Origin of the sequence: Streptomyces sp. NBC_01497 (assembly GCF_036250695.1) — a bacterium.
Lineage (GTDB): Bacteria > Actinomycetota > Actinomycetes > Streptomycetales > Streptomycetaceae > Streptomyces.
In genome coordinates, this window is sequence record NZ_CP109427.1 from 1,265,892 (window position 1) to 1,290,930 (window position 25,039).

The 25,039-nt window shown below is 71.9% G+C and carries 18 protein-coding genes and 1 pseudogene; 8 read left to right on the forward strand and 11 right to left on the reverse strand.

Annotation, left to right across the window (positions count from 1 at the left end; all coding sequences use genetic code 11):
• Positions 1–607: 607 nt before the first annotated feature.
• Entirely contained in the window at positions 608–853 is a 246-nt protein-coding gene (locus OG310_RS05505) for a hypothetical protein (protein ID WP_329454740.1), read from the reverse strand.
• Between the two features lie 209 nt (positions 854–1,062).
• Between OG310_RS05505 and OG310_RS05510 the strand changes: the two genes are divergently transcribed.
• Positions 1,063–1,401 (forward strand): DUF6204 family protein, encoded by a 339-nt coding sequence (locus OG310_RS05510; RefSeq protein WP_329454741.1) that lies wholly within the window; start codon positions 1,063–1,065, stop codon positions 1,399–1,401.
• Here OG310_RS05510 and OG310_RS05515 read toward each other — a convergent pair.
• From OG310_RS05515 to OG310_RS05535, 5 genes are all read right to left on the reverse strand, one after another.
• Entirely contained in the window at positions 1,379–1,954 is a 576-nt protein-coding gene (locus tag OG310_RS05515) for a GNAT family N-acetyltransferase (protein ID WP_329454742.1), read from the reverse strand. The genes OG310_RS05510 and OG310_RS05515 overlap by 23 nt on opposite strands.
• Before the next feature lie 246 nt (positions 1,955–2,200).
• Entirely contained in the window at positions 2,201–3,139 is a 939-nt protein-coding gene (locus tag OG310_RS05520; protein ID WP_329454743.1) for a S66 peptidase family protein, read from the reverse strand.
• Positions 3,136–5,148, reverse strand: coding sequence for a S9 family peptidase (locus OG310_RS05525; RefSeq protein ID WP_329454744.1), 2,013 nt, complete (start codon positions 5,146–5,148; stop codon positions 3,136–3,138). Before OG310_RS05525 ends, OG310_RS05520 begins: the two co-directional genes overlap by 4 nt.
• An 11-nt stretch (positions 5,149–5,159) precedes the next feature.
• Positions 5,160–6,497 carry a M20/M25/M40 family metallo-hydrolase gene (locus tag OG310_RS05530; RefSeq protein ID WP_329454745.1) on the reverse strand — a complete coding sequence of 446 codons (1,338 nt, stop codon included), beginning with the start codon at positions 6,495–6,497 and terminating at the stop codon, positions 5,160–5,162.
• Complete coding sequence (locus OG310_RS05535) at positions 6,490–7,323, reverse strand: M55 family metallopeptidase (RefSeq protein WP_329454746.1); 834 nt, start codon at positions 7,321–7,323, stop codon at positions 6,490–6,492. The genes OG310_RS05530 and OG310_RS05535 overlap by 8 nt, the downstream gene beginning before the upstream one ends.
• A 373-nt stretch (positions 7,324–7,696) precedes the next feature.
• Between OG310_RS05535 and OG310_RS05540 the strand changes: the two are divergent.
• From OG310_RS05540 to OG310_RS05555, 4 genes and pseudogenes are all read left to right on the forward strand, one after another.
• A pseudogene (locus tag OG310_RS05540) lies at positions 7,697–7,855 on the forward strand (site-specific integrase); the annotation flags it as partial.
• 322 nt (positions 7,856–8,177) lie between these two features.
• Positions 8,178–8,825 carry a tyrosine-type recombinase/integrase gene (locus OG310_RS05545; protein WP_329454747.1) on the forward strand — a complete coding sequence of 216 codons (648 nt, stop codon included), beginning with the start codon at positions 8,178–8,180 and terminating at the stop codon, positions 8,823–8,825.
• On the forward strand, positions 8,822–11,302 hold the full coding sequence (locus tag OG310_RS05550; RefSeq protein ID WP_329454748.1) for a tyrosine-type recombinase/integrase: 2,481 nt from the start codon (positions 8,822–8,824) through the stop codon (positions 11,300–11,302). The genes OG310_RS05545 and OG310_RS05550 overlap by 4 nt, the downstream gene beginning before the upstream one ends.
• Before the next feature lie 30 nt (positions 11,303–11,332).
• Positions 11,333–12,379 carry a hypothetical protein gene (locus OG310_RS05555; protein WP_329454749.1) on the forward strand — a complete coding sequence of 349 codons (1,047 nt, stop codon included), beginning with the start codon at positions 11,333–11,335 and terminating at the stop codon, positions 12,377–12,379.
• A gap of 849 nt (positions 12,380–13,228) precedes the next feature.
• Here OG310_RS05555 and OG310_RS05560 read toward each other — a convergent pair.
• The gene (locus tag OG310_RS05560; protein WP_329454750.1) at positions 13,229–13,642 is read right to left on the reverse strand and encodes a cold-shock protein; all 414 of its coding nucleotides are present in this window, start codon (positions 13,640–13,642) and stop codon (positions 13,229–13,231) included.
• Positions 13,643–13,919: 277 nt separating this feature from the next.
• Between OG310_RS05560 and OG310_RS05565 the strand changes: the two genes are divergently transcribed.
• Complete coding sequence (locus tag OG310_RS05565) at positions 13,920–14,891, forward strand: phosphatidylinositol-specific phospholipase C (protein WP_329454751.1); 972 nt, start codon at positions 13,920–13,922, stop codon at positions 14,889–14,891.
• Between the two features lie 76 nt (positions 14,892–14,967).
• Here OG310_RS05565 and OG310_RS05570 read toward each other — a convergent pair whose 3' ends face one another.
• Positions 14,968–16,806, reverse strand: coding sequence for a phospholipase C (locus OG310_RS05570; RefSeq protein WP_329454752.1), 1,839 nt, complete (start codon positions 16,804–16,806; stop codon positions 14,968–14,970).
• A 279-nt stretch (positions 16,807–17,085) separates the two neighbouring features.
• Between OG310_RS05570 and OG310_RS05575 the strand changes: the two genes are divergently transcribed.
• On the forward strand, positions 17,086–19,656 hold the full coding sequence (locus tag OG310_RS05575) for a polysaccharide lyase family 8 super-sandwich domain-containing protein (protein WP_329454753.1): 2,571 nt from the start codon (positions 17,086–17,088) through the stop codon (positions 19,654–19,656).
• Here the strand turns inward: OG310_RS05575 and OG310_RS05580 are convergent.
• The 3 genes from OG310_RS05580 to OG310_RS05590 form a co-directional block, all read right to left on the reverse strand.
• Positions 19,622–20,278: a PAS domain-containing protein gene (locus OG310_RS05580; RefSeq protein ID WP_329454754.1), complete on the reverse strand. Its 657-nt coding sequence runs from the start codon at positions 20,276–20,278 to the stop codon at positions 19,622–19,624. The two genes, OG310_RS05575 and OG310_RS05580, sit on opposite strands and share 35 nt — an antisense overlap.
• A gap of 181 nt (positions 20,279–20,459) precedes the next feature.
• On the reverse strand, positions 20,460–22,973 hold the full coding sequence (locus tag OG310_RS05585; RefSeq protein WP_329454755.1) for an MFS transporter: 2,514 nt from the start codon (positions 22,971–22,973) through the stop codon (positions 20,460–20,462).
• Between the two features lie 264 nt (positions 22,974–23,237).
• Entirely contained in the window at positions 23,238–23,699 is a 462-nt protein-coding gene (locus tag OG310_RS05590; protein WP_329454756.1) for an SRPBCC family protein, read from the reverse strand.
• A gap of 220 nt (positions 23,700–23,919) precedes the next feature.
• Between OG310_RS05590 and OG310_RS05595 the strand changes: the two genes are divergently transcribed.
• Positions 23,920–25,026, forward strand: a complete 1,107-nt coding sequence (locus OG310_RS05595; RefSeq protein WP_329454757.1) for an Rv2578c family radical SAM protein — start codon at positions 23,920–23,922, stop codon at positions 25,024–25,026.
• Positions 25,027–25,039 lie beyond the last annotated feature (13 nt).

A 25,039-nucleotide genomic window follows, 5' to 3' on the forward strand; every position in this document is an offset into this window, starting at 1 on the left:
GGCGAGCGCCCGACAAGACGCCGACGCGCGGCGCGCTCCGGCACCGGCCTTCGGACCAGACTCACCAGCAGACTCGCGTTCAGCGCCACGATCACCACGCTCGCCGCCACCGCGGCGGCCGTGGTCGCGTGCCGGTTCACCCAGGGGCCCCGTCACAGCCCGGTCGCGGGTCAGCGCGACCAGCGGCACCAGAGCGGACGGGATACCGAAGGACAGGGCGATCTGACTCATCACCAGGGCGTGGGTGGGGCTCATGCCACTGCTGAGCACGGCCGGCGCGGGCACCAGCTGCCGTCGTCGACGACCGTGTGGTCCGCGGCCAGCGTCCCGGCGAGCGCCAGTACCTCCGGCGACCGGTCGACGAGGATCAGCTCGGCCGGGGTGAGCGCGCGCGGCGGGCTTCGGCCGCCGGGGCAGCGGGCCCTGTGGGCCGCCCGGCAACGGGCCCCGCCGCGCGGCCCGTTCGCGGCGGAGCGTCCACGCACCAGGACACCCGGACCTCGCGGGTCGACCTGGCCCCCTCACGGTCGCCCCGGAGCTCGCGGTCGGCTCCGGCCCCCTCACGGTCGCCCCTGACCTCGCGGGTCGCCCCCACGTCCCCCGCTCGTCACTCGTCGGGGCGTTCGGCCACCGTGTCCCGCACCGGGCCGGGCAGCGCGGGCCGGCCCGTACGCCCCGCCGACCAGCGGCTGAGCGCGAGTGCGGCCCGCTCCCACAGCAGCAGGCCTGCCCCCGCCAGCGCGATGCCCCGGCCCGCGTCGCCCTGGCCGGCGAGGGCGAGTACGGGGCCGGACAGCGCCAGGCCCATGCCGCAGCCGGCGAGCAGGCGGATGCGGTGCTGATGCGGTGTCATGGGCGAAGTGTGCGCCCGCGCGGCCCGTCGCGCGTCTCACGCTGAGACACGCGACGCCCGGGGCGGTGCCACGACGGCCGGGCGCCGATATTGCGTGGGGGACGCGGCGCTCCGCCCGTATGCTGCGGGCTGCCCGCTCGTACGGCGTGTCGCGCGCCGCGCGCCGCGTACGGGGCCCGGGCGAGGGACGAGAGAGGGGCGGGAGGCCGATGAGCACCCAGCACACGTACCGCGTGATCGTGCGCGGCAGCTGGCGGGAACTGACGGACGGGGCACGGCGCCGGCTGCTCGCCGAGGTGGACGACCACGGCTTGGCGCAGCACCGGTTCACCCCGGAGGGCTCGCTCGTCTACGACCGCACGCTCCAGCGCTTCAGCTACCGCTACGAGATCGTCTCCGACGCGGACGAGGGCGAGGAGATGGCCGCCCTGCTCGCGGAGGAGCTGGCGGCGAACGCCCTGGACGCGCTCGGGTACGGGCACGGCGAGCTGCGCTCGACCGCGACGGACATGGACACGATGAAGATCAACCGGCCGTCGCGGCGGTGATGCCCCCCGCCATGTCCGAGGTGATCGCCCACCGCTCGTGGTCGCGCCAGGCGCCGTCGATGAAGAGGAAGTCGGGCGAGAAACCCTCCAGCCGGAACCCGGCCCGCCGCACGAGCCCGATCGAGCCGGTGTTGGTGGGCTGGATGGAGGCTTCCAGACGGTGCAGGCCGAGCGGGCCGAAGGCGTGCGCCATCACCAGACGCAGTCCCTCGCTCATCAAGCCCTGCCCGGCCGCGTGCGCGAAGGCGCCGTAGCCGAGGGCGCCGCCGCGCAGCGCGCCGTGGACGATGTTGTTGATGTTGATGAACCCGGCGATCCGGCCGTCGAAGCGGGAACAGACGAGGTAGCCGGCGCGGTCCCGGTCCCGCAGCAGCCGGTCCGCGTAGGCCGCGTAGGCGTCGGGCTGGTCGGGCGGGAACAGCCAGGGCCGGTGGAGGTCCCTGCTGGCGCGGGCCGACGCGGTGAACTCCTCGGCGTCCTCGGGCCTGAAGTGCCGGACGAAGGTGCGCTCCCCCAGGGCGAGCGCTGTGGTGGCGGTGTTGGTCTCGGGCATCGCGCCATCGTAGACCTGCCCTGACGTGGGTGGACAGCGCTTTGAGCATGGGCGGGCGGGAGCGTGCGCGGGCTGGGAGGGGCAGCGGCGCCGGGACGCGCGGACCGCCATCCCGCCAGGACCGCCCATCCGGTGGCCCCCACCGCCCGATGCTCGATGAGCCCCACCGCCCGATGAGACGCACGGCCCGGCGGACGGCTCGTGCCGCTCCGCCGGGCGGTCCGGCTCACTCACGCCGGAGCCGGCTCACACCAGGGCCGGCACCTCCAGGGTCAGCGTCGCGCTCTGCGCGTCCAATACGGCGGGCACGCCGAACGGGACGGTCAGCGCCGGGGTCCCGTGTCCGAACCCCAGCTCCTCCACCACCGGGACGCCGAGCGGCCCGAGCCGGTCGAGGAAGACCTCGCGCACCGCGTCGTACGGGCCGCACGCCTCCCAGGAGCCGAGGGCGATACCGGCGACGCCGTCCAGCCAGCCGGACCGCAGCAGCTGGGTGAGGATCCGGTCGAGGCGGTACGGCTCCTCGCCGGTGTCCTCGATCATCAGCAGTCCGCCCGCCGCCGAGGGGCGCGCGTGCGGGGTGCCGAGGTCGGCGGCGAGCAGGCTGACACAGCCTCCGAGGGTGATCCCGGTGGCACGGCCCGGTACCAGGCAGCGGGCCGTGGGCAGGCCGAGCGTCCGCACCGACTCGGGGGCGAAGAGCGTGGCCCGCAGGTGCTCCTGGCTGTCCTTGTCGTCGAGGAAGACGGCGGATGCCGCCATCTGGCCGTGCAGTGTGGCGACGTGGAGCCGGGTGGCGAACGCCTCGTGCAGCGCGGTGATGTCGCTGTACCCGACGAACGCCTTGGGCCGGGCGGCCCGCATGGCGTCCCAGTCGAGCAGGTCCACCATGCGCTGCGCGCCGTAACCGCCGCGCGCGCAGATGACGGCGGCGTTCCCCGGGTCGCACCAGGCCGCCTGGAGGTCCCGGGCCCGCTCGGCGTCCCCGCCCGCGAGATAGGGGAAGCCCGGGTGCCGGTCCAGGACGTGCGGCGCGACCACGGGGTCGAGCTCCCAGTCGCGCAGGAGGTCGAGGCCCGCGTTCAGGCGCTCCTGGGGCACCGGGCCGCTGGGCGCGACGATGGCGACCCGGTCACCCGGCACCAGCCTCCTCGCTCTGGTCAGCGGCACGGGGGGCCGGGTCACGGAGCCAGCTCCAGCCGGGGGACGTCGGCGCGTTCGAAGCCGAAGGTCTGCGCGTAGAGCGACAGTTCGGACTCCAGGCAGCGGACCATGGTGTCCTTCCTGCGGAAACCATGACCTTCGCCCTCGAACGAGAGGTACGCGTGCGGGATGCCCCGCCCCGCGACGGCGGCCAGGAACCGGTCGCACTGCGCGGGCGGGCAGATCACGTCGTCGAGGCCCTGGAGCAGCAGGAAGGGCGCCTTGATGTTCTCCACGAGGTTGATCGGCGAGCGCTCGCGGTAGCGCTCGGGCACCTCGGCGTGCGGGCCGATCAGCGACTCCAGGTACTGGGACTCGAAGTCGTGGGTCTCGTCGGTGGCCCAGCCCGCAAGGTCGAGGATCGGGTAGCTGATGGCGCCGCAGGCCCACACGTCGCGCGCGGTGTCCGAGGTCAGGGAGGCGGCGGTCGTCCAGCCGCCCGCGCTGCCGCCGCGCACGGCGAGCTTCGTCCGGTCGGCGCTGCCTTCGGCGGCGAGTGCGAGGGCGACGGCCGCGCAGTCCTCGACGTCCACGATGCCCCACTGTTCGCGCAGCCGGTTCCTGTACTCGCGGCCGTAGCCGGTGGAGCCGCCGTAGTTGACCTCGGCGACGCCGATGCCGCGCGAGGTGAAGTAGGCGATCTCCAGGTCGAGCACGAGCGGGGTGCGACTGGTGGGGCCACCGTGCACCCAGATCACGTACGGCGGCAGTGCGTCCTCGGGGCCGGTGACGTCGGGGTGGTGCGGCGCGTGGACGTGCGCGTGGATCTCCCGGCCGCCGGGGCCGGCGAAGACGCGCTCCTCGCCGGCGGGGACGAACGCCGGGTCGATGGCGTCCCGGTGCGCGGAGCCGATGACCCGTGCGCCGCCCGTCGCGGTGTCGACCTCCACGATCTCGTAGGAGGTGCGGGCGCTCGCGGCGAGCCCGATGACGGCCCCGCCGTGCGCGGCGAGCGTGGAGGACCACTCGGTCCAGGGGCCCTCGACGTCGGTGAGGGTGCCGGCCCGCGGATCGAGGATACCGAGCCTGTTGGTGCCGGTGCCGTGGATCGTGGCGATCCGCCCGTCGGGCAGCGGCAGGAACCACTGCATGCCCACGCGCCACAGCGGGCCCGCGAACTCCTCCTGCCGGGCGGGCAGGAGCGCGGTGGAGCGGCCTCGCGCGTCCGCGAGGTCGGCGGCGGCGACACGGCGCAGCTCCCACCAGCCGCCGGGGTCCGCGGCGTAGAGCAGCGAGCCGTCCTCGGCCCACGCGATCTGCGACACCGACTCGTCGGGGCCGCCGAGCACGGACCTGGCACCGGTGAAGGGTCCGCCGTCCGCGGGTACCTCGGCGAGCACCACCTCGGTGCCGTCCCACGGCATCCGGGGGTGGTCCCAGGCGATCCAGGCCGCCCGGCTCCCGTCGGGGGACAACTGCGGTCCCGTGACGAAGCGGTGGTGTCCGTCGGACAGTTCCCGCAGCGCCGCCCGGTCCTCGGCGGCCGAACCGTCGAGAGGTACGGCGACGACGACGCGGCGCACATCGGTGGGTGCCTCGCCGGTGAACTCCTCCATCACGCACCACGCCTCGCCGCGCTCCGGCAGCACCCTGAGGTCCGCGAAGCGCAGGCCGCCGCCGACGAGGGAGAGCGGGGTGAGCGGGCGTGGCTGCTCGCCGCCGTCCGGCTCGTAGGCGTACAGGCGCTGGTCGGCGAAGTGGACGAAGACCACGAGGGGGCCGCCGCTTTCGCGGGGCGCCCCGGCCCAGGGCAGCCCGCCGTACTCGATGACGCGGCTGCGCACGTTCCAGGGGGCGGGCAGCACCGACTCCTCGGTGCCGTCGGGGCGCCGGCGTACCAGGGCGCGCCTGCCGCCCTCGGCGGGGCGCGGCGCGGTCCACCAGACCTCGTCGCCCACGGTGCCGAGGTATTCGGGCCTGCCGTCGTGCGACGCGGCGAGCGCGGCGTCGATCGGCGACGGCCAGGTGCCGTACTGCGAAGTGGTGGCCATGGTCGGCTCCTTCACGCGGTCTGGAGGTACTGGTCGAGGACGCGGGCGCCGAAGTGCAGGGCGGAGACGGGCACCCGCTCGTCCACACCGTGGAACAGGGCCTGGTAGTCGAAGCCCTTCGGCAGCTTGAGCGGCGCGAAGCCGTAGCCGGTGATGCCGAGGCGGGAGAACTGCTTCGCGTCCGTGCCGCCGGTCATGCAGAACGGGACGGTGCGGCCCTCGGGCGCGAACCGCTCCACGGCGGCCCGCAGTTTGGCGAACGTCGGGGAGTCGACGGGTGCCTGGAGCGCGACCTCACGGTGGTCGAACTCCCAGTCCACGTCCGGCCCCGTGAGCCGGTCCATGGTGGCGATGAACTCGTCGTCGCCGCCGGGCACCATCCGCCCGTCGACCATCGCGGTGGCGTGGCCTGGGATCACGTTGACCTTGTAACCGGCGCCCAGCATCGTGGGGTTGGCACTGTTGCGTACGGTCGCCTCGACGAGGGAACGGGTGTCGCCGAGCCGGCCGAGGAGTGCGTCGATGTCGAAGTCCGGCTTGTCGAACCCGGTCTCGACGTCCTGGAGCGCGGCGAGTTCCTCGATGGCCGCGCGGACGGTCGGGGTGATCCGCAGCGGCCACTCGTGCTCGCCGATGCGGGCGACGGCGGCGGCGAGGCGGCTGACCGCGTTCTCGCGGTTGACCTTGGAGCCGTGGCCCGCCCGGCCGTGCGCGGTGAGCTTGAGCCAGGCGGTGCCGCGCTCGCCCGCGGCGATCGGGTACAGCTCCATGCCTCCGGCGTGGTACGTGTACGCGCCGGACTCGCTGATGCCCTCGGTGCAGCCCTCGAACAGGTCGGCGTGCTGGTCTGCGAGGAAGCCGGAACCGTCCTCGGCGCTGGCCTCCTCGTCGGCGGTGAAGGCGACGACGATGTCGCGCCGGGGGCGGATGCCGTGGCGCGCCCAGGCGCGTACGACCGAGAGGACCATCGCGTCCATGTACTTCATGTCGACGGCACCGCGTCCCCACACCACGCCGTCGCGGACCTCGCCGGAGAAGGGGTGCACGGTCCAGTCGGCGGGCTCGGCGGGGACGACGTCGAGGTGGCCGTGGACGAGGAGCGCGTCGGCGGACGGGTCGGTGCCGGCGATCCGCGCGACAACGTTGCCGCGGCCCTTCGCGCGTTCGAGGATGACGGGGTCGAGCCCGGCGGCGGCGAGTCGCTCGGCCGCGTACTCGGCGGCGGGGCGCTCCTGGCAGTCGCCGCCGCCCCGGTTGGTGGTGTCGATGCGGATGAGCTCGGAGGTGAAGGTGGTCACCTCGTCGAGCGCGATGTCGTCGATCGCGCCGCTCACGTGCTGCTCAGCCATACTGCTCCTCCACTGCGGACGAGGCGATCGTGGTGACGGCCTTGAAGGTACGGATGGCCTCGTACATCGTCGGGGACGTGTACGAGACCCGGCGTTCGCCGCTCGGGGCGACACCGGGGACCACGGTGGAGGCGTCCGCGAGGTGCGCGGCGTCGAACTCCAGCTCCACGGTGAACGGGCCGCCCGCGACCGGCTCGTACCGGCCGGCCAGCGCGGTGGCCTCCCGCGCGGCGGTGCGGATGTCGGCCGCGGTGCGCGCGGGGGTGCGGCACACGGCGGCGTAGCGCGAGACGTGGTCCTTGACGGCGACCTTGCGGGCGTCGGGCGCGTAGCCCTGAGCGTCCACACAGGTCAGGTCGTCGCCGGTGACGAGCACGACGGGGACGCCGTACTCGGCGACGACATGCGCGTTGAGCAGGCCCTCGCTGGCGCGGGTGCCGTTCAGCCAGACACCGGTGATGGAGTTGGCGAGGTAGGTGTGCGCGAGGACGCCCTCGGTGCCGGCAGCGGTGTGGTAGCCGATGAAGGCGATCGCGTCGACGTCACCGTGCTGCACCCCCTCCACCATGGAGAGGGACTTGTGCCGCCCTGTGAGCATCTGGGCGCGCTCGTCCAGCTGCTCCAGCAGGAGGTTGCGCATCGACCAGTGGGCCTCGTTGATGAGGACCTCGTCGGCGCCGCCGTCGTAGAAGCCGAGAACCGCCGCGTTCACATCGGAGGTGAACAGGGTGCGGCAGCGCTCCCACTGCGGTGTGCCCGGCAGGACGTCGGCCGGCCAGGTGACACCGGTCGCGCCCTCCATGTCGGCACTGATGAGAATCTTCAAGAACCGCCCCATTCTCCCAGGCCAGTGGGGCTCTGACCCACCGACGTCCATGATGAACGCGTCCAGTAGACCACTCACGGTGCCGGGCGCCTGACACCGGTCCCGCGCGGTGGTGGCGCCGGTCCCGCGCGGTGGTGTGCCGGGGTGGAAGCCACCGATCCGTTGACCGGACTACCGAAGGACACGCCGGGCGGGAGCGTATCCCTCGCTTGGCCTAGTCGGTAAACGTTGCGCATCCCGACGACGAAGGAGCGCAACGGAGTTGAACGAGCAATCCCGTGATGTTCGCGCTATTCAGCTGCCCCGATGGGGGCGGGTGGCCGCGGACGAGGGTGTCGTGCCCTGGCTGGTCTTCGATGAGGAGGGGAAGGTCGTGCTGCCGGTACGAAGGTTCCTGATCGACTTCATCGCCCGGGACAACCGGACCGGCAGCGTACGCAGCTACGCCTACGACCTGCTCCGCTGGTGGCGCTGGCTGCGCGTGGTCGATGTCGAGTGGCACCGCGCGACGTCGGTGGAGGTACGGGATTTCGTCCTGTGGCTCCGGGCTGCGACGAAGCCGCGCAGGTCGGCGCGGACACATTCTGCGGCGACTGTGGGCACCACGAATCCGATCACGAAGAAGACGTACCTGGACGACCTCTACAAGCCGCGGACGATTCGGCACAGCAACGCGGTGCTGCGCAGCTTCTACGACTTCTGGATCGAGACCGGCGGTGGCCCGCTGGTCAACCCGGTGCCCCTGGCGCGGTCCGACCGGCGCCGGCCGCACGCCCATCACAATCCGCTGGAGCCCTACCGGGGCGAGGGGCGGCTGCGCTACAACCCGAGTCCCCAAGCGGCGACCGCGACAGATGCCCGACGAGCGGTGGAACGAGCTGTTCGCGGCCCTGCGCTCGAACCGGGACCGGGCGATCCTGGCCTTGGCCGTCAGCAATGGCGCCCGCGCCTCGGAGCTGCTGGGCGTGCGTGGGGTCGATCTCGACTGGGGCGACCAGCTCGTGCGGGTGGTGCGCAAGGGCACGCTCGCCGAGCAGTGGCTGCCGGCCAGCGCGGAGGCGTTCATCTGGATTCGCCTCTACCTGGCCGAAGGGCCGCCGCTGGACCCACAGGCCCCGCTGTGGTGGACCCTGCGCCGCCGTGACCACGGCGCAGGGCTGGCCTACCAGACCATGAACTACGAGGCCCTTCGGGCGGTGTTCCGCCGCGTCAACACCCTGCTGGGCACGAACTGGTCGATGCACGACCTGCGGCACACGGCCGCCCTGCGCATGGCACGCGACGAGAGCCTGTCGCTGCGGGACGTGCAGACCATCCTCGGTCACGCCCACCTGTCCACCACGGCGGACGTCTACTTGGTGGAGGAGGAAGCCCAGGTCATCCGCCGGGTCCAGGAGCATCTGGCCGAGGTGAGGGACCGAGCGAAACCCCCGCCGCCGACAGTGGCGGGCGGCTACGAAGCCAGCGACCTGGACGTGCTGTTCGGGGGTGGTCAGGCATGAGCCGCCGTGCCAACCGCGTGATGCTCGCGGGCACCGGGCCCACCCCCGAGCGGCGCCTGTTCGTCACACACGACGTGAAGGCGGACGAGAAGCGCGTCGGCCCCCACGAGCATCTGGGACGTGACGACGTCCTGGCCCTGCTGCCGCTCTCCCCGGTCTGGCCAGCACAGGACTACAGCAACGGCCGCACGCTGGGCCGATACCGCCTGATCGGGGCCGGGCAGATCCTCGACTGGCTCCTGACCCACCCCGGGGACGGCTGGCAGGCCCGATGGAGGGCGGCCGATGCCGACTGCGGCAAGGACTGGATCGAGCAGGTCCTCGACCGGACCGACAACGGCCACAGCTACCAGGCACGCAGGTCAGCGCTGCTGAGCGGCCTGAACAGCATGTTCATCAGCGGCATTGTGCTGCCCGACTACGAGTTCATGCGTGGCTACAAGGCCATGGCGCTGTTCAAAGACGTCCAGCGAATGTTCCCGCCGGGGACGCTGGAGCAGATGCGCCGTCACGGCAGCGAGTTGGGCATGACGGGCCGGCACGTCGACGAGGGCCTGCGCGTGATCTCCAAAATGATCCTGCACACCGGCCGTGACGTTGACCAGCTCACTGCGGAGGACGTCTTCGAGGCGCGGGCCTGGGGACGGCGGGCCATTGGCTACTCCTACGACGGAACCCACAGCGCTTGGGACCTGATGCGCGGCGCCGGGGTGATCCACTCCAAGGACACACTCAAGGACGCGCTGCGGCACGGCCAGCGGCCCACGGCCGAGCTGGTCGACTTCTACAACCTCCAGAGCACACCCGTGCGCAACCTGCTGGTCCGCTACCTCGAAGAACGCCGGCCCGGCGTCGACTACGGCACCTTCGTCGGCCTGGCCCGTGAGCTGGCCGGCGTGTTCTGGGCTGACATCGAGGCCCACCACCCCGGCATCGACAGCCTCCGCCTGCCCGACGAAGTCGTCGACGGGTGGAAGCAGCGGCTGCTCACCTACGTCAACAAGAGCGGTGAGGTCGTGGAGCGTCGCTCCCGCTACGACGTCATGATGCGCGTCCGCGGCTTCTACCTCGACATCCAGGAATGGGCACACGAAGATCCGTTCTGGGCACAGTGGGCCTGCCCGAGTCCGATCCGCCGCGGCGACGGCGCCGGCAACTTCAAGGTCGTGGCCCAGGTTCAGGCCCGGATGCACCAGCGGGTCCGCGAGCGGCTCCCTCACCTCGGGCGCCTGGTCGAGGCCGCCGAGCGTGAGCGCGATGAGACGGCCGCGCTGCTGGCGGCCGCGAAGGCTACCGCGTTCGACGAGTACTTCGAGCACGAGGGCACCCGCTATCTGCGGGTCATGCCCGCTGCCCACAAGGTCACCAGCCGCCCTGACCACGTCACCCCGCACGTCTACGTCCATGCCGAGGGCAGCACGAAGCGGATCAACCAGAGCATGGCCGAGGACGAGGCGTTCTGGGCCTGGGCCGTCATCGAGACCCTGCGGCACACCGGAGTACGCGTCGAGGAACTCACCGAGATCACGCACCTGGCGCTTGTCTCCTACAAGCTCCCCGACACCGGCGAGATCGTCCCGCTGTTGCAGATCGTGCCGTCCAAGAGCAACGAGGAACGGCTACTGCTGGTCAGCCCGGAACTGGCCAGCGTCCTGGCCACGATCATCAAACGCCTTCGGGACGCCAACGGCGGCAAGATCCCGCTCGCCGCCCGCTACGACGACCACGAGCGTGTCACCGGACCGGTGCTGCCGCACCTCTTCCAACGCCGCCACTACTGGCAGCCGCAGGTCATGGGGCAGAACACCGTCTCCCGCCTGCTCCGCAAGACACTGGCCCGGATGGGGCTGCGCGATCAGGCCGGCAACCCGATGCGCTACACGCCCCACGACTTCCGCAGGATGTTCGCCACCGAGGCCGTCACCGGCGGACTGCCTGTCCACATCGCCGCTCGCATTCTCGGACACAAGAGTCTGACGACCACGCAGGCATACCTCGCGGTCTTCCAGGACGACCTGATCCGCACCTACCGCGGCTTCCTCGACCGCCGCCGGGCCGAGCGCCCCGTCGAGGAATACCGGGAGCCCACCGAACAGGAGTGGCGCGACTTCCAGCAGCACTTCGAGTTGCGCAAGATCTCCCTCGGCACCTGCGGGCGCCCCTACGGCACCCCTTGCAAGCACGAACACGCCTGCATCCGCTGCCCCGTCCTCCAGATCGACCCACGCCAGCGATCGCGGCTCATCGAGATCATCCAGAACCTACGCGAACGCATTCGCGAGGCCCGCGCCAACGGCTGGCTCGGCGAGGTCGAAGGGCTCCAGGTCAGCTCTGACGCCGCGATGGCCAAGCTCAACAGCCTCAAGAGCACCCCCACCGACGGACGACCGCAACTGGTCGACCTCGGCATGCCCGTCTTCACCGACGACACACCGTCGCCGCGTCCGGATACGGGTGAGCCCGGACTCCAAGACTGACCGTCAGTGGTTGCTGGCAGCATCACCGCTATGAACGCCATATTTACCACCCCGCCGCGGCCGTTCGACGTCACCGCGCTCTTCCCTCAACTGGCCCCGCTGGCGCGCACGGCGACCCGGCTGCACCCGCGACCCGGGTCGCCGACCGTGCACGACAGCTCCGTCGGCGGGCCGCTCCTGTGGCCCACCGACGAGCCGTGGCCGTACTGCGAAGAACCGCACGACAGGCATGCGGCGCTCAGGATCAACTCCCCGGATGACATCCGGCTCGAGCGCCGTGTCCTCGCCGCAGCGGCCGAGCGCCTTCACCTCGACCCCGAGGCACCCCAGTGGACCCCGGAGGACCAGGAGACCTTGGATCTGATCAGGGCGGGCCGCCCATGGTTCGACGGCCCGATCCCTCTCCTGCCCGTCGCCCAGTTGTACGCCCGCGACATCTCCTTCCCCTGCCCGCCAGACGCGGACCTGCTCCAAGTCCTGTGGTGCCCCTTCGACCACGAGATGGCACACCCGAAGACCGCCCTGTTCTGGCGGTCCTCCGCCACCATCACCGACGTCCTCGACGCACCGCCCGAGCCGTCGATCGTCCAGGACGGTTGCTACCTCCCGGAGCCGTGCCTGTTCTCACCGGAGCAGGTCACCGACTACCCGAACCCCAGCGAGTTGAGCAAGGAGCTTCGGGAGCAGCTGGACGACGAGAGCAGCTGGGAGACGATCGACCCCGCGCAGTACAACGCGTACGCCTACGATCCGGGCGAGCTCTACCTGAACAACCTCTGCACCGCCCCCGGCTGGAAAACCGGCGGCTGGACCCGCTGGAGCCCCACCGACCCCGTCGACCGCGCCTGCCCGGAGTGCGGCACCGAGGCGGTCCCTCTCCTCACCATCGCCTCATGGGAATGGGACGGCGGCAGCGCGACCTGGATCGCCGAGGAGGACCGGCCGACCCCGGGCCCGCCGCCCCTAGGCGCCCGGGACGGCAACTTCACCTTGATCGACATCACCGGCGGCAACAACCTGCAACTCCACGTCTGCCCGTCTTCCCCTCACCACCCCCACTTCGAACTGCTCCAGTGAGCTCGTGCGGAAGTCCTCCGCACCGACGCCTACGCCACAATCGACACCGCGATCGACTGTCCGGTAAGCCGTCTTGGCCAACTACCGGAGATCCAAACGACGGGCCCAAGCGGCCCCAACACCAATGTCACAACGAGCGGCCCCGTCACAGACGGGGCCGCTTTCGTGTCGAGGAGGCCTGAACCTTGATCGTTCTCTTAGTCCGGAAAAGGGCCAGCGGCCTCACTGAAATCCTTGCTCGAGCACTTCGCGAACGTGGCCGTGAGGTCGAAGTCGAGCACCTCCACGTCCAACTCCCCCGGGTTCTGAAGACGGCCGCCTCATGATCGAGCCCTCGGCCTGGCAGACGCGACAGTCAACAAGTTGGTACGGGGTCACCAGCGGAGCTGTCGCCAAACGTGTTGCCTGCGGTGAGGCCCTCGACGAACGAGCGGAAGTCATCAGCCAGGGCGAGCTCAGAGCCGTGGTCGGTCTCGAACCATGTGACCGAGGGCTCACCATCTCGCCCGCAAGTTCGGTAATCGAGCCCGATCCAGCAGTGCCCGCTCAGCGGCACTGGCCTCAGCTGCAAGATCATTTCTTAGTCCGGAAAAGGACGGCGGGGCCGGGACGCTCCGCGGACTGCGAGGGGACGACTCGGCGGACCGCCGGTCGGTGACCGGTCGGCGGGCACGGCGCAGGGGGGCCGGGACGGGGAGAAGCGCCGCGGCCCTGAGCGGGCGAGAGGCCTGACGTCGGCGGGCGTGGACCGACCGTGCGCGAAGCCCTGGTGCTCGCCCAGCCGGCGACGAGGTGCCCGGCCGCGCGACACGAGGGGAGCAGTAGGAGGGGACAGCAGGAGCCCGGGGGCTACGTCTCGACCCAGCCGTGGTCGGCGGCGAGCTTCGCGAGGTGGCGCCGGATCCCCAGGATCTGCTCGGCCGTGATCCCGGGCGCGGCGCTGAGCAGGGCTTCCGTGACCTCTTCTGTGAACTCGCGGGCGGTCAGGATGTCGCAGAGCCCGTCGTCCACCGGGGTACGCGGCTCCGGGTGGTGTGCGGCGGGCGCGAACCTGTCGCCCTCCAGCACACTGACGTGGGCGGCTTTGAGGCCCTTGTCCCCGTTCTCCACGTCGAACTCGACGGTCACACCGGGCGTGAGCTGGGACTTGTCCACCACGAGGTCGTTCACATGCAGGAAGACGTCGTCACCGCCACCGCTGGGGGCAACGAAACCGTAGCCGCGGACCGCGTCGAACCGGATGACCTTGCCCGTTGCCACCATGCACCCCATCACTCGCGCCGGCCCTGCCGGCATGCCGCCCCCGTGGTGGCACCCTGACCCGCCACCGCGCGTCACGCTACCGCACCCTCCGTCAGGGGTGAAGGCGGTGGCGGAGGGCGGCGGCTGCGGCCGGTGGCCCGGTCCCGGGACCGCCGCGGCGCTGCGAGCCGGGCGCGGGCCGCGGGCAGGCGGGCACGCGCCGGCTGCTCGCGGGCCGCGTGCCGCGGTTCCCGCACCGGATGTTGCGTACGCCCTCCGGTGGGGCAGGAACTGCCCCATGACACTGAGCCGTCGCTCCCTCATACGCTCCGCCGCCGCCGTCGCCACCACCGCTCTCGTGACCGGCGGCGGCATCGGGTCCGCGCGTGCGTCGACCGCCGTCCGCGCCGGCGCGGCCACCGGCAGCGCGTTCCCCGCCGACTGGATGGGGGCGCTGCCGGACACCCTGTCGCTGCTGCGGATGACGGTCCCCGGCACCCACGACTCCTGCTGCACCGACCCGGCCAACGGCACCGAGTGGTCGCACACCCAGAACTGGGGGATCACCGAGCAACTCCAGCGCGGCATACGCTTCCTGGACATCCGGGCCAACGGCCTCCAGGACCATCTCGGCGACGCGTTCGGGATCTACCACTCCTCGTTCTACCAGGGCATCACGTTCGACGGCGTGCTCGCGCAGTGCCGCGACTTCCTGCAGCAGCATCCGCACGAGACGATCGTGATGCGGCTGAAGAAGGAGGACGGCACCAGCAACGACGTCGGGGCCGGCTTCAAGGACGTGATGAACGTGTACCTCGACACGAAGGGCTGGCGCCCCTGGTTCCTGCTCGCCGACCAGGTGCCCTCGCTCGGCGAGGCGCGCGGGCGGATCGTCCTGATCACGCAGTTCGACAACGACCTGCCGGTTCTGCGGTGGCCGGGCGGCGACAACGACTTCCTGTCCAACCAGTGGTTCTCGCTCCAGGACATCTACCAGGGACTGTCCTCGCCGTCCCAGAAGACGGCAAAGGTCAGCCGGCAGTTCGACAGCGTCGCCGGGGATCAGGACTCGGCGCTGATGTACATCAACTTCACCAGCTACGCGGGCGGCGGCTGGCCCAAGGTCAACGCGGACGCGATCATGCCCGGAGTGCAGAGCTACCTGAACGGGCGGCTGTCGGACCGCACGCACCTCGGCGTCGTCCCCATGGACTTCCCGGACTTCCACTCGGACACGCTGAGCGCCCTGATCGACTGGAACTGGCACTGACGACAGCCGGCGTCCCGGCGCCGGCGGGGTACGGGGCGGCCATGCGCGCGCCCGTACCCCGCCGGATCGGCCGGGCTCAGCCGTGGGCCCCGCTGCGGCGGCGTAGTGCGAAGGCGGCGACGGAGGCCACCACCAGGGCTCCGCCGATGGACACGGCGACCCACGGCGCGCCGCCGCTGCCGCCGGGCGCCGCCATACGCAGCGCCGTGTTCTGTTCCCGCAGGCCGGTGATGCTCGCGGTGACGGGTGCGACGGCCCGGATCGGTCCGAGGGAACGCACGGAGCCGTCGCTGTTCAGCAGCGTCTGCCGGTTGTTGGGATGCCGGAAGTCGAACATGCTCGCGAGGCTTCCGGCGCGGCTGTCGAAGGAGTGGTCACCGATGGCCCGCGTCCCCCAGTTCTGCTCGATGAACCGGGTGATGGAGGCCTGCTCCGTCTTGGTGTGGTCGACGTGGTTGACCTTGCTGAACGGTGAGATCACGAGCAGCGGCTGCCGCGCGCCGGGCCCGCACCGGTCCTTGTAGCCGCCCGCAGCGGGCGGTCCCGTCTGGCACATCGGACTGTCCGTGGCCGCTCCGGTGGATGTCGGCGTGGAGTCGGTCGACCCGTTCAGCACCGGGGATGCGACGTGGTCGTACCAGCCGTCCGAGTCGTCGTAGGCCACGACGACCGCCGTGTCCTTCCACTGCGGCGACTGCTGGATCTTGTTGATCTGCCCGACGAGGAAGTGCTGTTCGTCGATGGGGTCGGAGTAGCCGGCGTGCCCGTCCTGGTACGAGGGCGCCTTCAGGAAGCTCACGGACGGCAGCCGCCCGGCCTGCAGGGCCGCGTCGAAGTCGGTGAGGTCGTAGTTGTGGTTGGCGCGCCCGGCGTGGCCGATCTCGGCGACGGAACGCGGCGCGAGGTGATGCGGGTTGGCGGTGGTGGCGTAGTACTGGAACGGGTCGTGGTGCGGGCTGTAGTCGACGGAGGAGGCGCCGCCGACATTGGCGTGGGTGGTGCCGGTGCACTTCGCGTGGTCGGCGCTGTCGCCGTTCCAGGGGGTGCTGGGCCGGAACCCGCCCTGGAACCAGCCCCAGCTGACGCCCTGCTCGTTGAGCCGGTCACCGATGTTCTTGCCGGTCAGCATCGCGAGTGAACTCTTGCTGGTGTGATCGCTGTCGGAGCAGTCGTCGAAGGCCGGGTCCGGGTCGTTGATCAGGGTGCCCACCCCGTTCTTGCCGGGGGAGGCCACGGCGGCGGGGTCGGGTGTCGCGGTGCGCTTCGGGTGCTCGGTCGAGGAGGCCGGGTCCGTGGAGACGACGCCGTGCGTCTGTCCGGAGACCAGCTCGATCGCGCCGGGCGTCGAGGGGCCGTACGCCGAGCCGAACGAGTTGTCGCTCAGGGCGTAGTGCTGCGCGTAGTTCCACAGGGCGGTGACGGTGTTGCCGTCGTAGTAGTCCATGACGAGGCCCGGCTCGTAGTACAGGTTGCCGGAGCACCGGCCCGAGTCGGTGTTCTCAACGAACTTGTCGGCCTTGCCGCCGTTGTAGGCGTACTGCTCACGGTCGTAGTCGTGCCGCTGGTCGCAGGTGACGGCCTGGTCGGGGCCGAGCCGCTTGGGGGGGTACTGGTTGGGGTTGTCGGTGAGCAGACCCGCCGTGCGCAGGTTGTCGATCCCCCGGGGGGTGCCCGGTGAGGCGGTGAACGGGGTGCCGTCGGCGTTGGCGGCGTGCGGGTACGTCGCGAAGTAGTGGTCGAACGAGATGTTCTCGTCGAACAGGACCACCAGGTGCTTGACCGGCGTGGTGGTCCCCCCGCCGTGACTCGTGCCGTTCGCGTGCGCGGTGCCGCCGGTGGCCAGCGTGGCGAGCGCCGCGGCCCCGAGCCACGCGCCCCACCTCCGGCTGCGCGCGGTCCTGCCTGTCCAGCCCATACCGATGGCCCTCCGATCCTCGCGGGTGACGCCGAGACGACATTCAGATGAACGCCGAGAGTCTGCCGAATGAACGGCCCGCTGGCCAGACGCCGTACCGTGAACGGTCCGGCTTGTCCCGGCCCGTCCCCCCGTCCGGCCCATGTCCCGGACGGGACGCCGTCCGCCGGCGCCTCCCCTCCCCGCCTTCCTCGCCTTCGCCGCGCATCCGTTGACATGTCCAGGTACGGTTGCTGGGATGGGGTACGACGCTTTCCGTCCCCCAGCTGGAGCGTTCCCGTGCCGATCTCTCGCCGTGTCCTCCTCTCCGGTCTGCCGGCCGGGGTCCTGGCGGCCGCCGCCGCGCCGCTGCGGGCCGCGGCCCTCTCCCCCGGTGCCGCCCCCGCGGGCGATCCCGCCGTGACGGCGGCGAACACCGTGGCGCTGCTCGCGGGAACCGCCGCGAGTTCGGCGCGGCCCGAGGCAGCCGCCCGGCTCGCCGCCATCGAGTCCACCGCGCGCGGGCGGCTCGCCGCTCTGGACGCCGCCGGGGACGGCGAGTTGTTCGAGGGCCTGCCGCTCGGCACCAGCGACCCCAACCTCCGGGCGTCGTACCAGTACCTGTACGACATCGCGCTGGCGACCCGCGTGCCGGGGGCCGCCGGGTCAACGCTGCGCGGCGACACGGCTGTTCAGGACCGGGTGATCGACGCCCTCGCCGAACTCCATGACGACTGGTACGGGGACCAGGCACGCGGCTACTACGGCAACTGGTACACCTGGGAGATCGGCATCTCCTCGGCGGTCAGCCGGACGCTCGTGCTCCTCGCCGACCGGCTCGCCGGCCGCCTGCCCGCTCTGACGGCGGCGTACGTGGCGTCCATGGACGGCTACCTGCGCAACGGCAAGGACGGCGACGTCGACCTCGACTCGCGCTTCCACACCGGTGCGAACCTCGCGGACATCACGACCAACCGCGTCCTGCAGGGGAGCGTGCTCGCCGATTCCCGGCGGATCGCCAAGGCGGTCGCCGACCAGCTGACCGTGCTCGCCACGATCAACCCGTACCACCTCGACCATCAGGTGACGGACGGGTTCTACGCGGACGGCTCGTTCCTGCAGCACGCCTCGGTCGCCTACACCGGCTCCTACGGCAGGGACCTGCTGGGCCGGGTCGTGGACACCGTCACGATCCTGGACGGCGCCGGTTACACCGACGTCGCTCCCGTGGTGGCCGTCGCGCGGGGCTGGATCGTCCGCTCGTTCGCCCCGGTGATCTTCGAGGGCTGGATGATGGAGATCGTGAAGGGCCGCGGTGTCTCCCGGACGACCTCCGGGTACGCGGACACGGCCGCGATCATCGAGGCCGTCGTGGGTCTCAGCGGCTACGCGACAGGCGCCGACGCCACCGCGCTGCGCGGCTACGCGCGCTTCCTGCACCAGGCGTCGCACGCGGCTCCCACCCCCGCCGGGTTCGTCTCCCCCGTGCGCGCCGTGCGGTACGCCGACATCCTCGCCGACACGTCACTGCCCGCCCGGGACCTGGCGGGGGCGCGGGGCAACCACGCGTTCGGGGCGATGGACCGGACCGTCCACCGGCGGCCGGGCTGGGCCTTCGCGCTGGCCCGCAGTTCCACCCGGGTCAGCGCGTACGAGTACATGAGCGGCGAGAACCTCATGCCCTGGTTCCAGGGGGCCGGCGCCCACCACCTGTACCTCCGGGGGCAGGACCAGGCGCAACGCTTCGGTGCGGACCACCTCGCCACCGTCCCGCCCTACCGCCTCGCGGGGGTCACGGCGCCGGTGGAGGCCCGCCGGACGGTGCCGCAGCTGTACGGCACGCAGTGGTTCGACGACCCGGCGGCCGGCTTCACGGCGTCGTCGGACTCCCAGAACGCGTACGTCTACTTCCCGCGTTCCACCAACTCCTTCTCCGGCGGCGTGAGTCTGGACGGCTTCGGCACCGCCGGCCTCGTCCAGGGCGACGACGCGGCCTACGCGGCCCAGCAGGCCGGAGAGCTCCCGGACGGCTTCGTCGCGTACCGCGGTGCGGAGGCCGTCAAGTCCTGGTTCCTGCTGGACGAGGAGGTCGTGGTGCTCGTCGCGGGCGCCGGTGACGCGGCGGGTCGCGGAGTCACCACCACGCTCGACACCCGCGTCAGCGACCCCGCGGACCCGGTCCGCGTCACCGGCCTGCGCCGCGACGGCCGGGCCTGGACGCCCGGCGAGGCGGCCGTGCCGCTCGCCTGGCTGCGCTGGTCCGACGGTGAGGACGGGCCGTCCGTCGGCTACGTCTTCCTCGACGGGCCGCCGCCCGTCGTCAGCCTGGAGACGGTCACCCGCAGCAGGCGGCTGGTCCGGGCGGCCAACCCGGACACCCCCGTCACCAAGCGGGTCTTCTCCGTGGCATACGAGCAACAGCCGGGTGCGGCCCGGATGTCGGCGGCCTACGCTCTCCTCCCGCTCGCCTGCGAACGGCGGTTGTCCGCGTACGGCGGTGACCGGCACTCCCCGGAGGTGCTGGCCAACACCACGCGCCTGCAGGCCCTCGCGCACCGGGGGCTCGGCCTGACGGCGCTCAACGCCTTCACCTCGGGTACGCATCGCGTACCGGGCCTGAGCGTGGACGGCCCGGTCTCGGTGCTCGTACGGCGCGTGGACCGGGGCAGCGTCACCGTCGCGTTCGGGGACCCCACCACCGAGCTCGACCAGGTGGCCGTGACGTTGCACGGGGAGCCGCTGTCCGTCGTCTCGGCCGACGACGGGGTGCGTGTGCGGCGCGTCCCCGGTGGGACGCGCGTGGTGGCCGACACCCGGGAGGCCTACGGCCGGAGCCTCACCGTGACGCTGCGTGCGAGCCGCAGGCCGTAGGCGCCGGCTGCTGCGGCACGTATCGGACAGGGGTGACCGGAACCTGCCGGCGGTGGCTGAACTCCAGCACCGGGTAGCCCAGTTCGAGGATCCGCTCGGTGATGCGCGCGGCCTCGGCCCGGCCCATCGCCGGCAGTATGTACGGCAGTTGCGCGGCCAGACGCGGCGCGTCGGGGAACTGGGCGGGACGGGCGAAGCCCGGCATGGTCCGCGTACCGTACGACGACGGCAGCGCCCCGGGGCGGGACGGACGGCGGCCGCCCGCCGCGAGCACGAGATGCCCGGCCCCGCCGGCGCGGGCCAGGGGGTAGGCCCACCACAGGACATCGGTCCTGGCCCCGTCCGGCGCGGAGATCGTGGCCCGGCCCGCCCTGGGGAGCGCCCCGGCCGCCGTGTCCCCGTGCGCGAGGCCGCCCTCGTCCTCGGCGAGCGCGCCCGCGACCGGCAGCAGATCCTCGGCCTCACGGCCCGTCGCCTCGTGAGTGGAGTGGCCGAAAAGCCTCCTCGCGCCCGTCGACCAGTGTGAGACCAGGCCGTCACGGTCCACGACGGCCACGGCGAGCGGCATCCGGCCCGCCGCGGCGACCTGCCGCGACAGACGCGGCGGAAAACCACTGTCCATGGGGTGAGGACTCCTTCCGTGCCGCCAGGAGATCCGCGGCCCTGGACACCACGGTACGGCTACGGCGGGGCGCTGAGGGGGCGATTCGCCAAGACATGCCCCGCCCCGGTGCCGCCGATTTGTTGACTGAAATTCAGTCAATCACCGGCCGCCATCCGGAAGCCCCGCCGGAACCCGCCGTTCAGTCCTCGTGCCCCAGTTGGAGATCGCGCTCCGTGCGTCCGCCGCCCGCTACCTGGAGGACCGTGGCGACCGGCGGGTAGCCGGCCGCGATCACCGTGTACTCACCCGACGACAGGTCCACGAAGCGGAAGGTGCCGTCGGGTCCCGTGGTGAGCGTGTCCACCACATTGCCCGCCGCGTCCAGCAACGTGACGCGCGCGTCCTCGACGGGCCGTCCGCCCGACGCCCGTACCGTACCGCGCAGCACGGCACCGCCCGCGAGCTCGACGTCCTGCCTGGTCTCGCGCGAGGACTGGACGCTCACCGGCAGGGCCGCGGGCCGGAACGCCGGCGCGCTCGCCGCCAGCGTGTACTCACCGGCGACGAGTTCGCCGATCACGTACAGGCCCTCGCGTCCGCTGCGCGTGGAGGCGACGACCTCGCCGCGCACGTCGGTGAGGGTGACGGCCGCGTCCCTGACGGGCGTGCCGTCGGCCGTGACCACGGAGCCCGCGAGGCGTCCCGCGCCGCCGAGCACCACGTCCAGTTCGACGGCGCGCTCGCCCACGGTCACCGTGACGGCCTGCGGCTGGTGGCCGCCCGCGGCGGCGATCATCACGTACGAACCGGCGCCGGGCACGGTGAGCGCGTAGCGCCCGTCCTCGCTGCTCGCACCACGCCCGATCTGCCGGCCGTGCACGTCGATGAGGGTGAGCGCGGCGCGCGGCACGACGGAGCCGTCGTAGTGCATGACGGTCCCGCAGACCGCGACACCCGCGCTGAAGGGGCCGGCCGCGGCGGGCGGGACCGCGGTCGCGGCGTACCCGGCCGTGTCGTAACCGCTGGTGTCGTGTCCGGGCGCGGCGGCGCGTGCGGCGGGGATGTCGGTGGTCTCGGTGGCGGAGGCGTTGTGGGACACCAGCGGTCTCTCCTTGAGGAAGAAGGCGATCAACAGGCCGAGGACGAGCACCGGCACGAGGTAGAGGAAGATGCGGGGCATGGCGTCCGCGTACGCGTCGACGTAGGCGTCGCGCAGCGCGGGGGGCAGGGCGTGGACCATCTGCGGGGTGACGGACTCGGGGCTCGGCAGCCCGCCGCCCGCGGGCAGCCGGTCGGCGAGTGCGTCGGCGAGGCGGTTCGCGAAGATCGTGCCGAAGACGGCGGCGCCGACGCTTCCCCCGATCTGCCGGAAGTAGTTGTTGGCGCTGGTGGCGGTCCCCAGGTCGGCGGGGCGCACGGAGTTCTGCACGGCGAGCACCAGCACCGGCATCACCAGGCCGATACCGATGCCGAGGACGGCCTGCGCCACGCCCGTCGTGAGGTCGGACGTGTCGGCGCCGAGCCGGGAGAGCAGCCACATGCCCAGGGCGGACACGGCGGAGCCGAGGAGCGGGTAGACGCGGTAGCGGCCGGTACGGCTGATGAGCTGCCCGGACACGATGGAGGCGACGACGACGCCGCCCATCATCGGCAGCATCATCAGCCCGGAAGCGGTGGCGCTGACGCCGTCGACCATCTGCAGGAACGTCGGCAGGTAGCTGGCCGCGCCGAACAGGGCGACGCCGATGACCGCGCCGATCAGCCCGGAGACGGTGAAGACGGAGTCGCGGAACAGCCGGAGCGGGATGATCGGTTCTGCGGCGAAACGCTCGACGACGAGGAACAGCACGGCTGTTCCGGCGGCACCGGCGGCGAGTCCGAGGATGACGCGCGAGCCCCACGCGTACTCGGTGCCTCCCCAACTGGTCAGCAACACCAGGCAGGTGGAGGCGGCGGCCAGCAGCAGCGCGCCGAGCACGTCGAGCCGCCCTCTGGCGCCGCGCTTCGGCAGTTTGAGCACGAGCGAGACCACGACGAAGGTGAGCAGCCCGAAGGGCACGTTGAAGTAGAAGCACCAGCGCCAGGTGGCGTGGTCGGTGAAGAAGCCTCCGAGCAACGGGCCCGCCACGGAGGCGAGTCCGAACGCGGCACCGATGAGGCCCATGTACCGGCCGCGCTCGCGGGGCGGCACGATGTCGCCGATGATCGCCTGCACGCCGATCATCAGCCCGCCGGCGCCGATGCCCTGCACCGCGCGGAAGGCGATGAGTTCGTCCATCGAGCGGGCCCAGCCGCACAGGGCGGAGCCGATGACGAAGACGAGGATCGCGAACTGGAAGACGCCCTTGCGGCCGAAGAGGTCACCGAGCTTGCCGTAGATGGGCAGGCCCACCGTGGAGGTCAGCAGGTAGGCGGTGATCGCCCACGACATCCGGTCGAGGCCGTGCAGGTCCCCGACGATCTTCGGCAGCGCCGTGGCCACGATCATCTGGTCGAGCGCGGCCAGCAGCAGCGCCAGCATCAGGCCGATGAAGACGAGCCGCACCCTGCGCGGGTCCAGGGCGCCGCCGCCGAGTGCCGCGCCACCGGGCGGCGCGGGCCTCCCGGGGGCCGGCAGGACTTCGGCCGGGGGCGACGCGGAGGCGGGGCCGGGGCCCCGGCCGTGCCCGGCGCCGCTCGCCGTTTCCTTCACCAGAGTGGTCGTACCGCCCACGTAATGCTCCCCTCGTCACACCTACGCGGCGTCATTCCTCGCATTACACGCCAAGCGGGAGCAAGCGAATGAGGGGGCTGCGCAGGGGCGGGTGAGGGGGCGCGCGATCGCTGAGATCGTGCGCCGGGGCGCTCAACTGGGGCTTTCCGGACGGCACGCGCCGCGTTGACACGGGGCCGCCGTCCGGAGAATCCACCCGTATCGGTGACTCGGGCGACTAGCGCGCTGACCCGCGCGGGCCGGCCGAGTCAGCTGGGCTCATGCTCAGACGTCACCCGAGGGCTTGCCCTCGGTCTCCTCGGCGAGCCTGGCCAGGATCTGGTCGTAGAGCGCGGCCAGGCCCTTGGGCGCGAACTTGCGCTCGAAGAAACCGCCGATGCCGCCCGCGCCGTTCCACACGGAGGTGACGACGGCCTTCGAACGGCCCTCACCCGCCGGGGTGACGACCCAGGTGGTGACCATGGAGGAGTTGCGGTCCTTCTCCACGAGCTGACCGTCGACCGGCTCCGTCACCTCCAGGAGGCAGTCGCGGACCCGCTTCTCGGTCGCCTGCAGCCTCCAGTGGACGAGCGTGCCCTCGCCGTCGCCGCCCTCCCGGATCTCGTACTCGGTGAAGTTGCCGGGCAGCAGCTTGTGGCGTGTCTCCTTGTAGTCGGCCAGCGCGTCGAACACGTCCTCCGCCTTCGCCGCGATGACTCGCTCCGTCGTGGCTTCGACCTGCGCCATGGCTGTTCCTCCAGCACTCGGTTCCTTGGTGGGGCACGGCAAGCCAACCACCCCGCGCCCACCGGCCCAAATCGGGGTCTCCAGGGGCTCGGGCAAAGGGGCCGACAAGGGAGCCGACGAGCGGCCGGCACGTGGCGTCCGAACGGCGCGTCCGAACGGCGTGCACGATCAAGGGAACATTTGTTCTATTGTCGAACGGAGCACTACCGAGGAGGCACGCATGCGCTGGGACCATCTGACCGACCAGGACGCCGATGACGCGACCCGAGCGGACGGCGGCGCCGGGGGCGGCGCGGCACGCGGCACCGGCGCCCGACCCGACGCGGCCCTCGCCCTCTTCGCCACGGACGCCGTGACCACCAGGACCTTCGACACGCCGGAATTCCGGGGGATCACCTTCCACGAGGTCAGGGCCCGCTCCATCGTGAACCGCGTGCCCGGCGCGTCCCGCATGCCCTTCGAGTGGACCGTGAACCCGTACCGGGGGTGCTCCCACGCCTGCGTCTACTGCTTCGCGCGCAAGACGCACAGCTACCTCGACCTCGACACCGGGCAGGGCTTCGACTCCCAGATCGTCGTCAAGATCAACGCGCCGGAACTGCTGCGCCGCGACCTGGCGTCGCCCCGCTGGCAGGGGGCGCACATCGCGATGGGCACCAACGTCGACTGCTACCAGCGGGCCGAGGGCCGCTACTCCCTGATGCCCGGGATCATCGCCGCGCTGCGGGAGCGCGCGAACCCGTTCTCCATCCTCACCAAGGGCACGCTGATCCTGCGCGACCTCGACCTGCTCCGGGACGCGGCCACCGTCACCGACGTGGGCGTGTCCGTGTCGGTCGGCTTCACCGACCGGGACCTGTGGCGCACGGTCGAGCCGGGGACCCCCGCGCCCGAGCGGCGCCTCGATGTGGTGCGGGCGCTGTCGGAGACGGGCATCGGCTGCGGGGTGCTGATGGCGCCGGTCCTGCCGTACCTGAGCGACAGCCCCCGACAACTGCGGGCGACCGTCCGGGAGATCGCGGCGGCCGGCGCCGCTTCGGTGACCCCGCTGGCCCTGCACCTGCGGCCCGGCGGCTCGCGGGAGTGGTTCATGACGTGGCTGCGGCACCACCACCCCGCGCTGGTCGGCGCGTACGAGCGGCTGTACGGCGGCGGTTCGTACGCGCCGACGTGGTACCAGCGGCGCATCACCAAGGCCGTGCACGAACTGGCCGACGAGTACGGGATCGGGCCCCGGGGCCGTTCGTTCCGGACACCGCTGCCGGACGCGGTGAGCGGGGACCAGCAGGACGCGGCGCCGGAGCCGACCCAGCTGACGCTGCTCTAGGGACCGCGGCTGC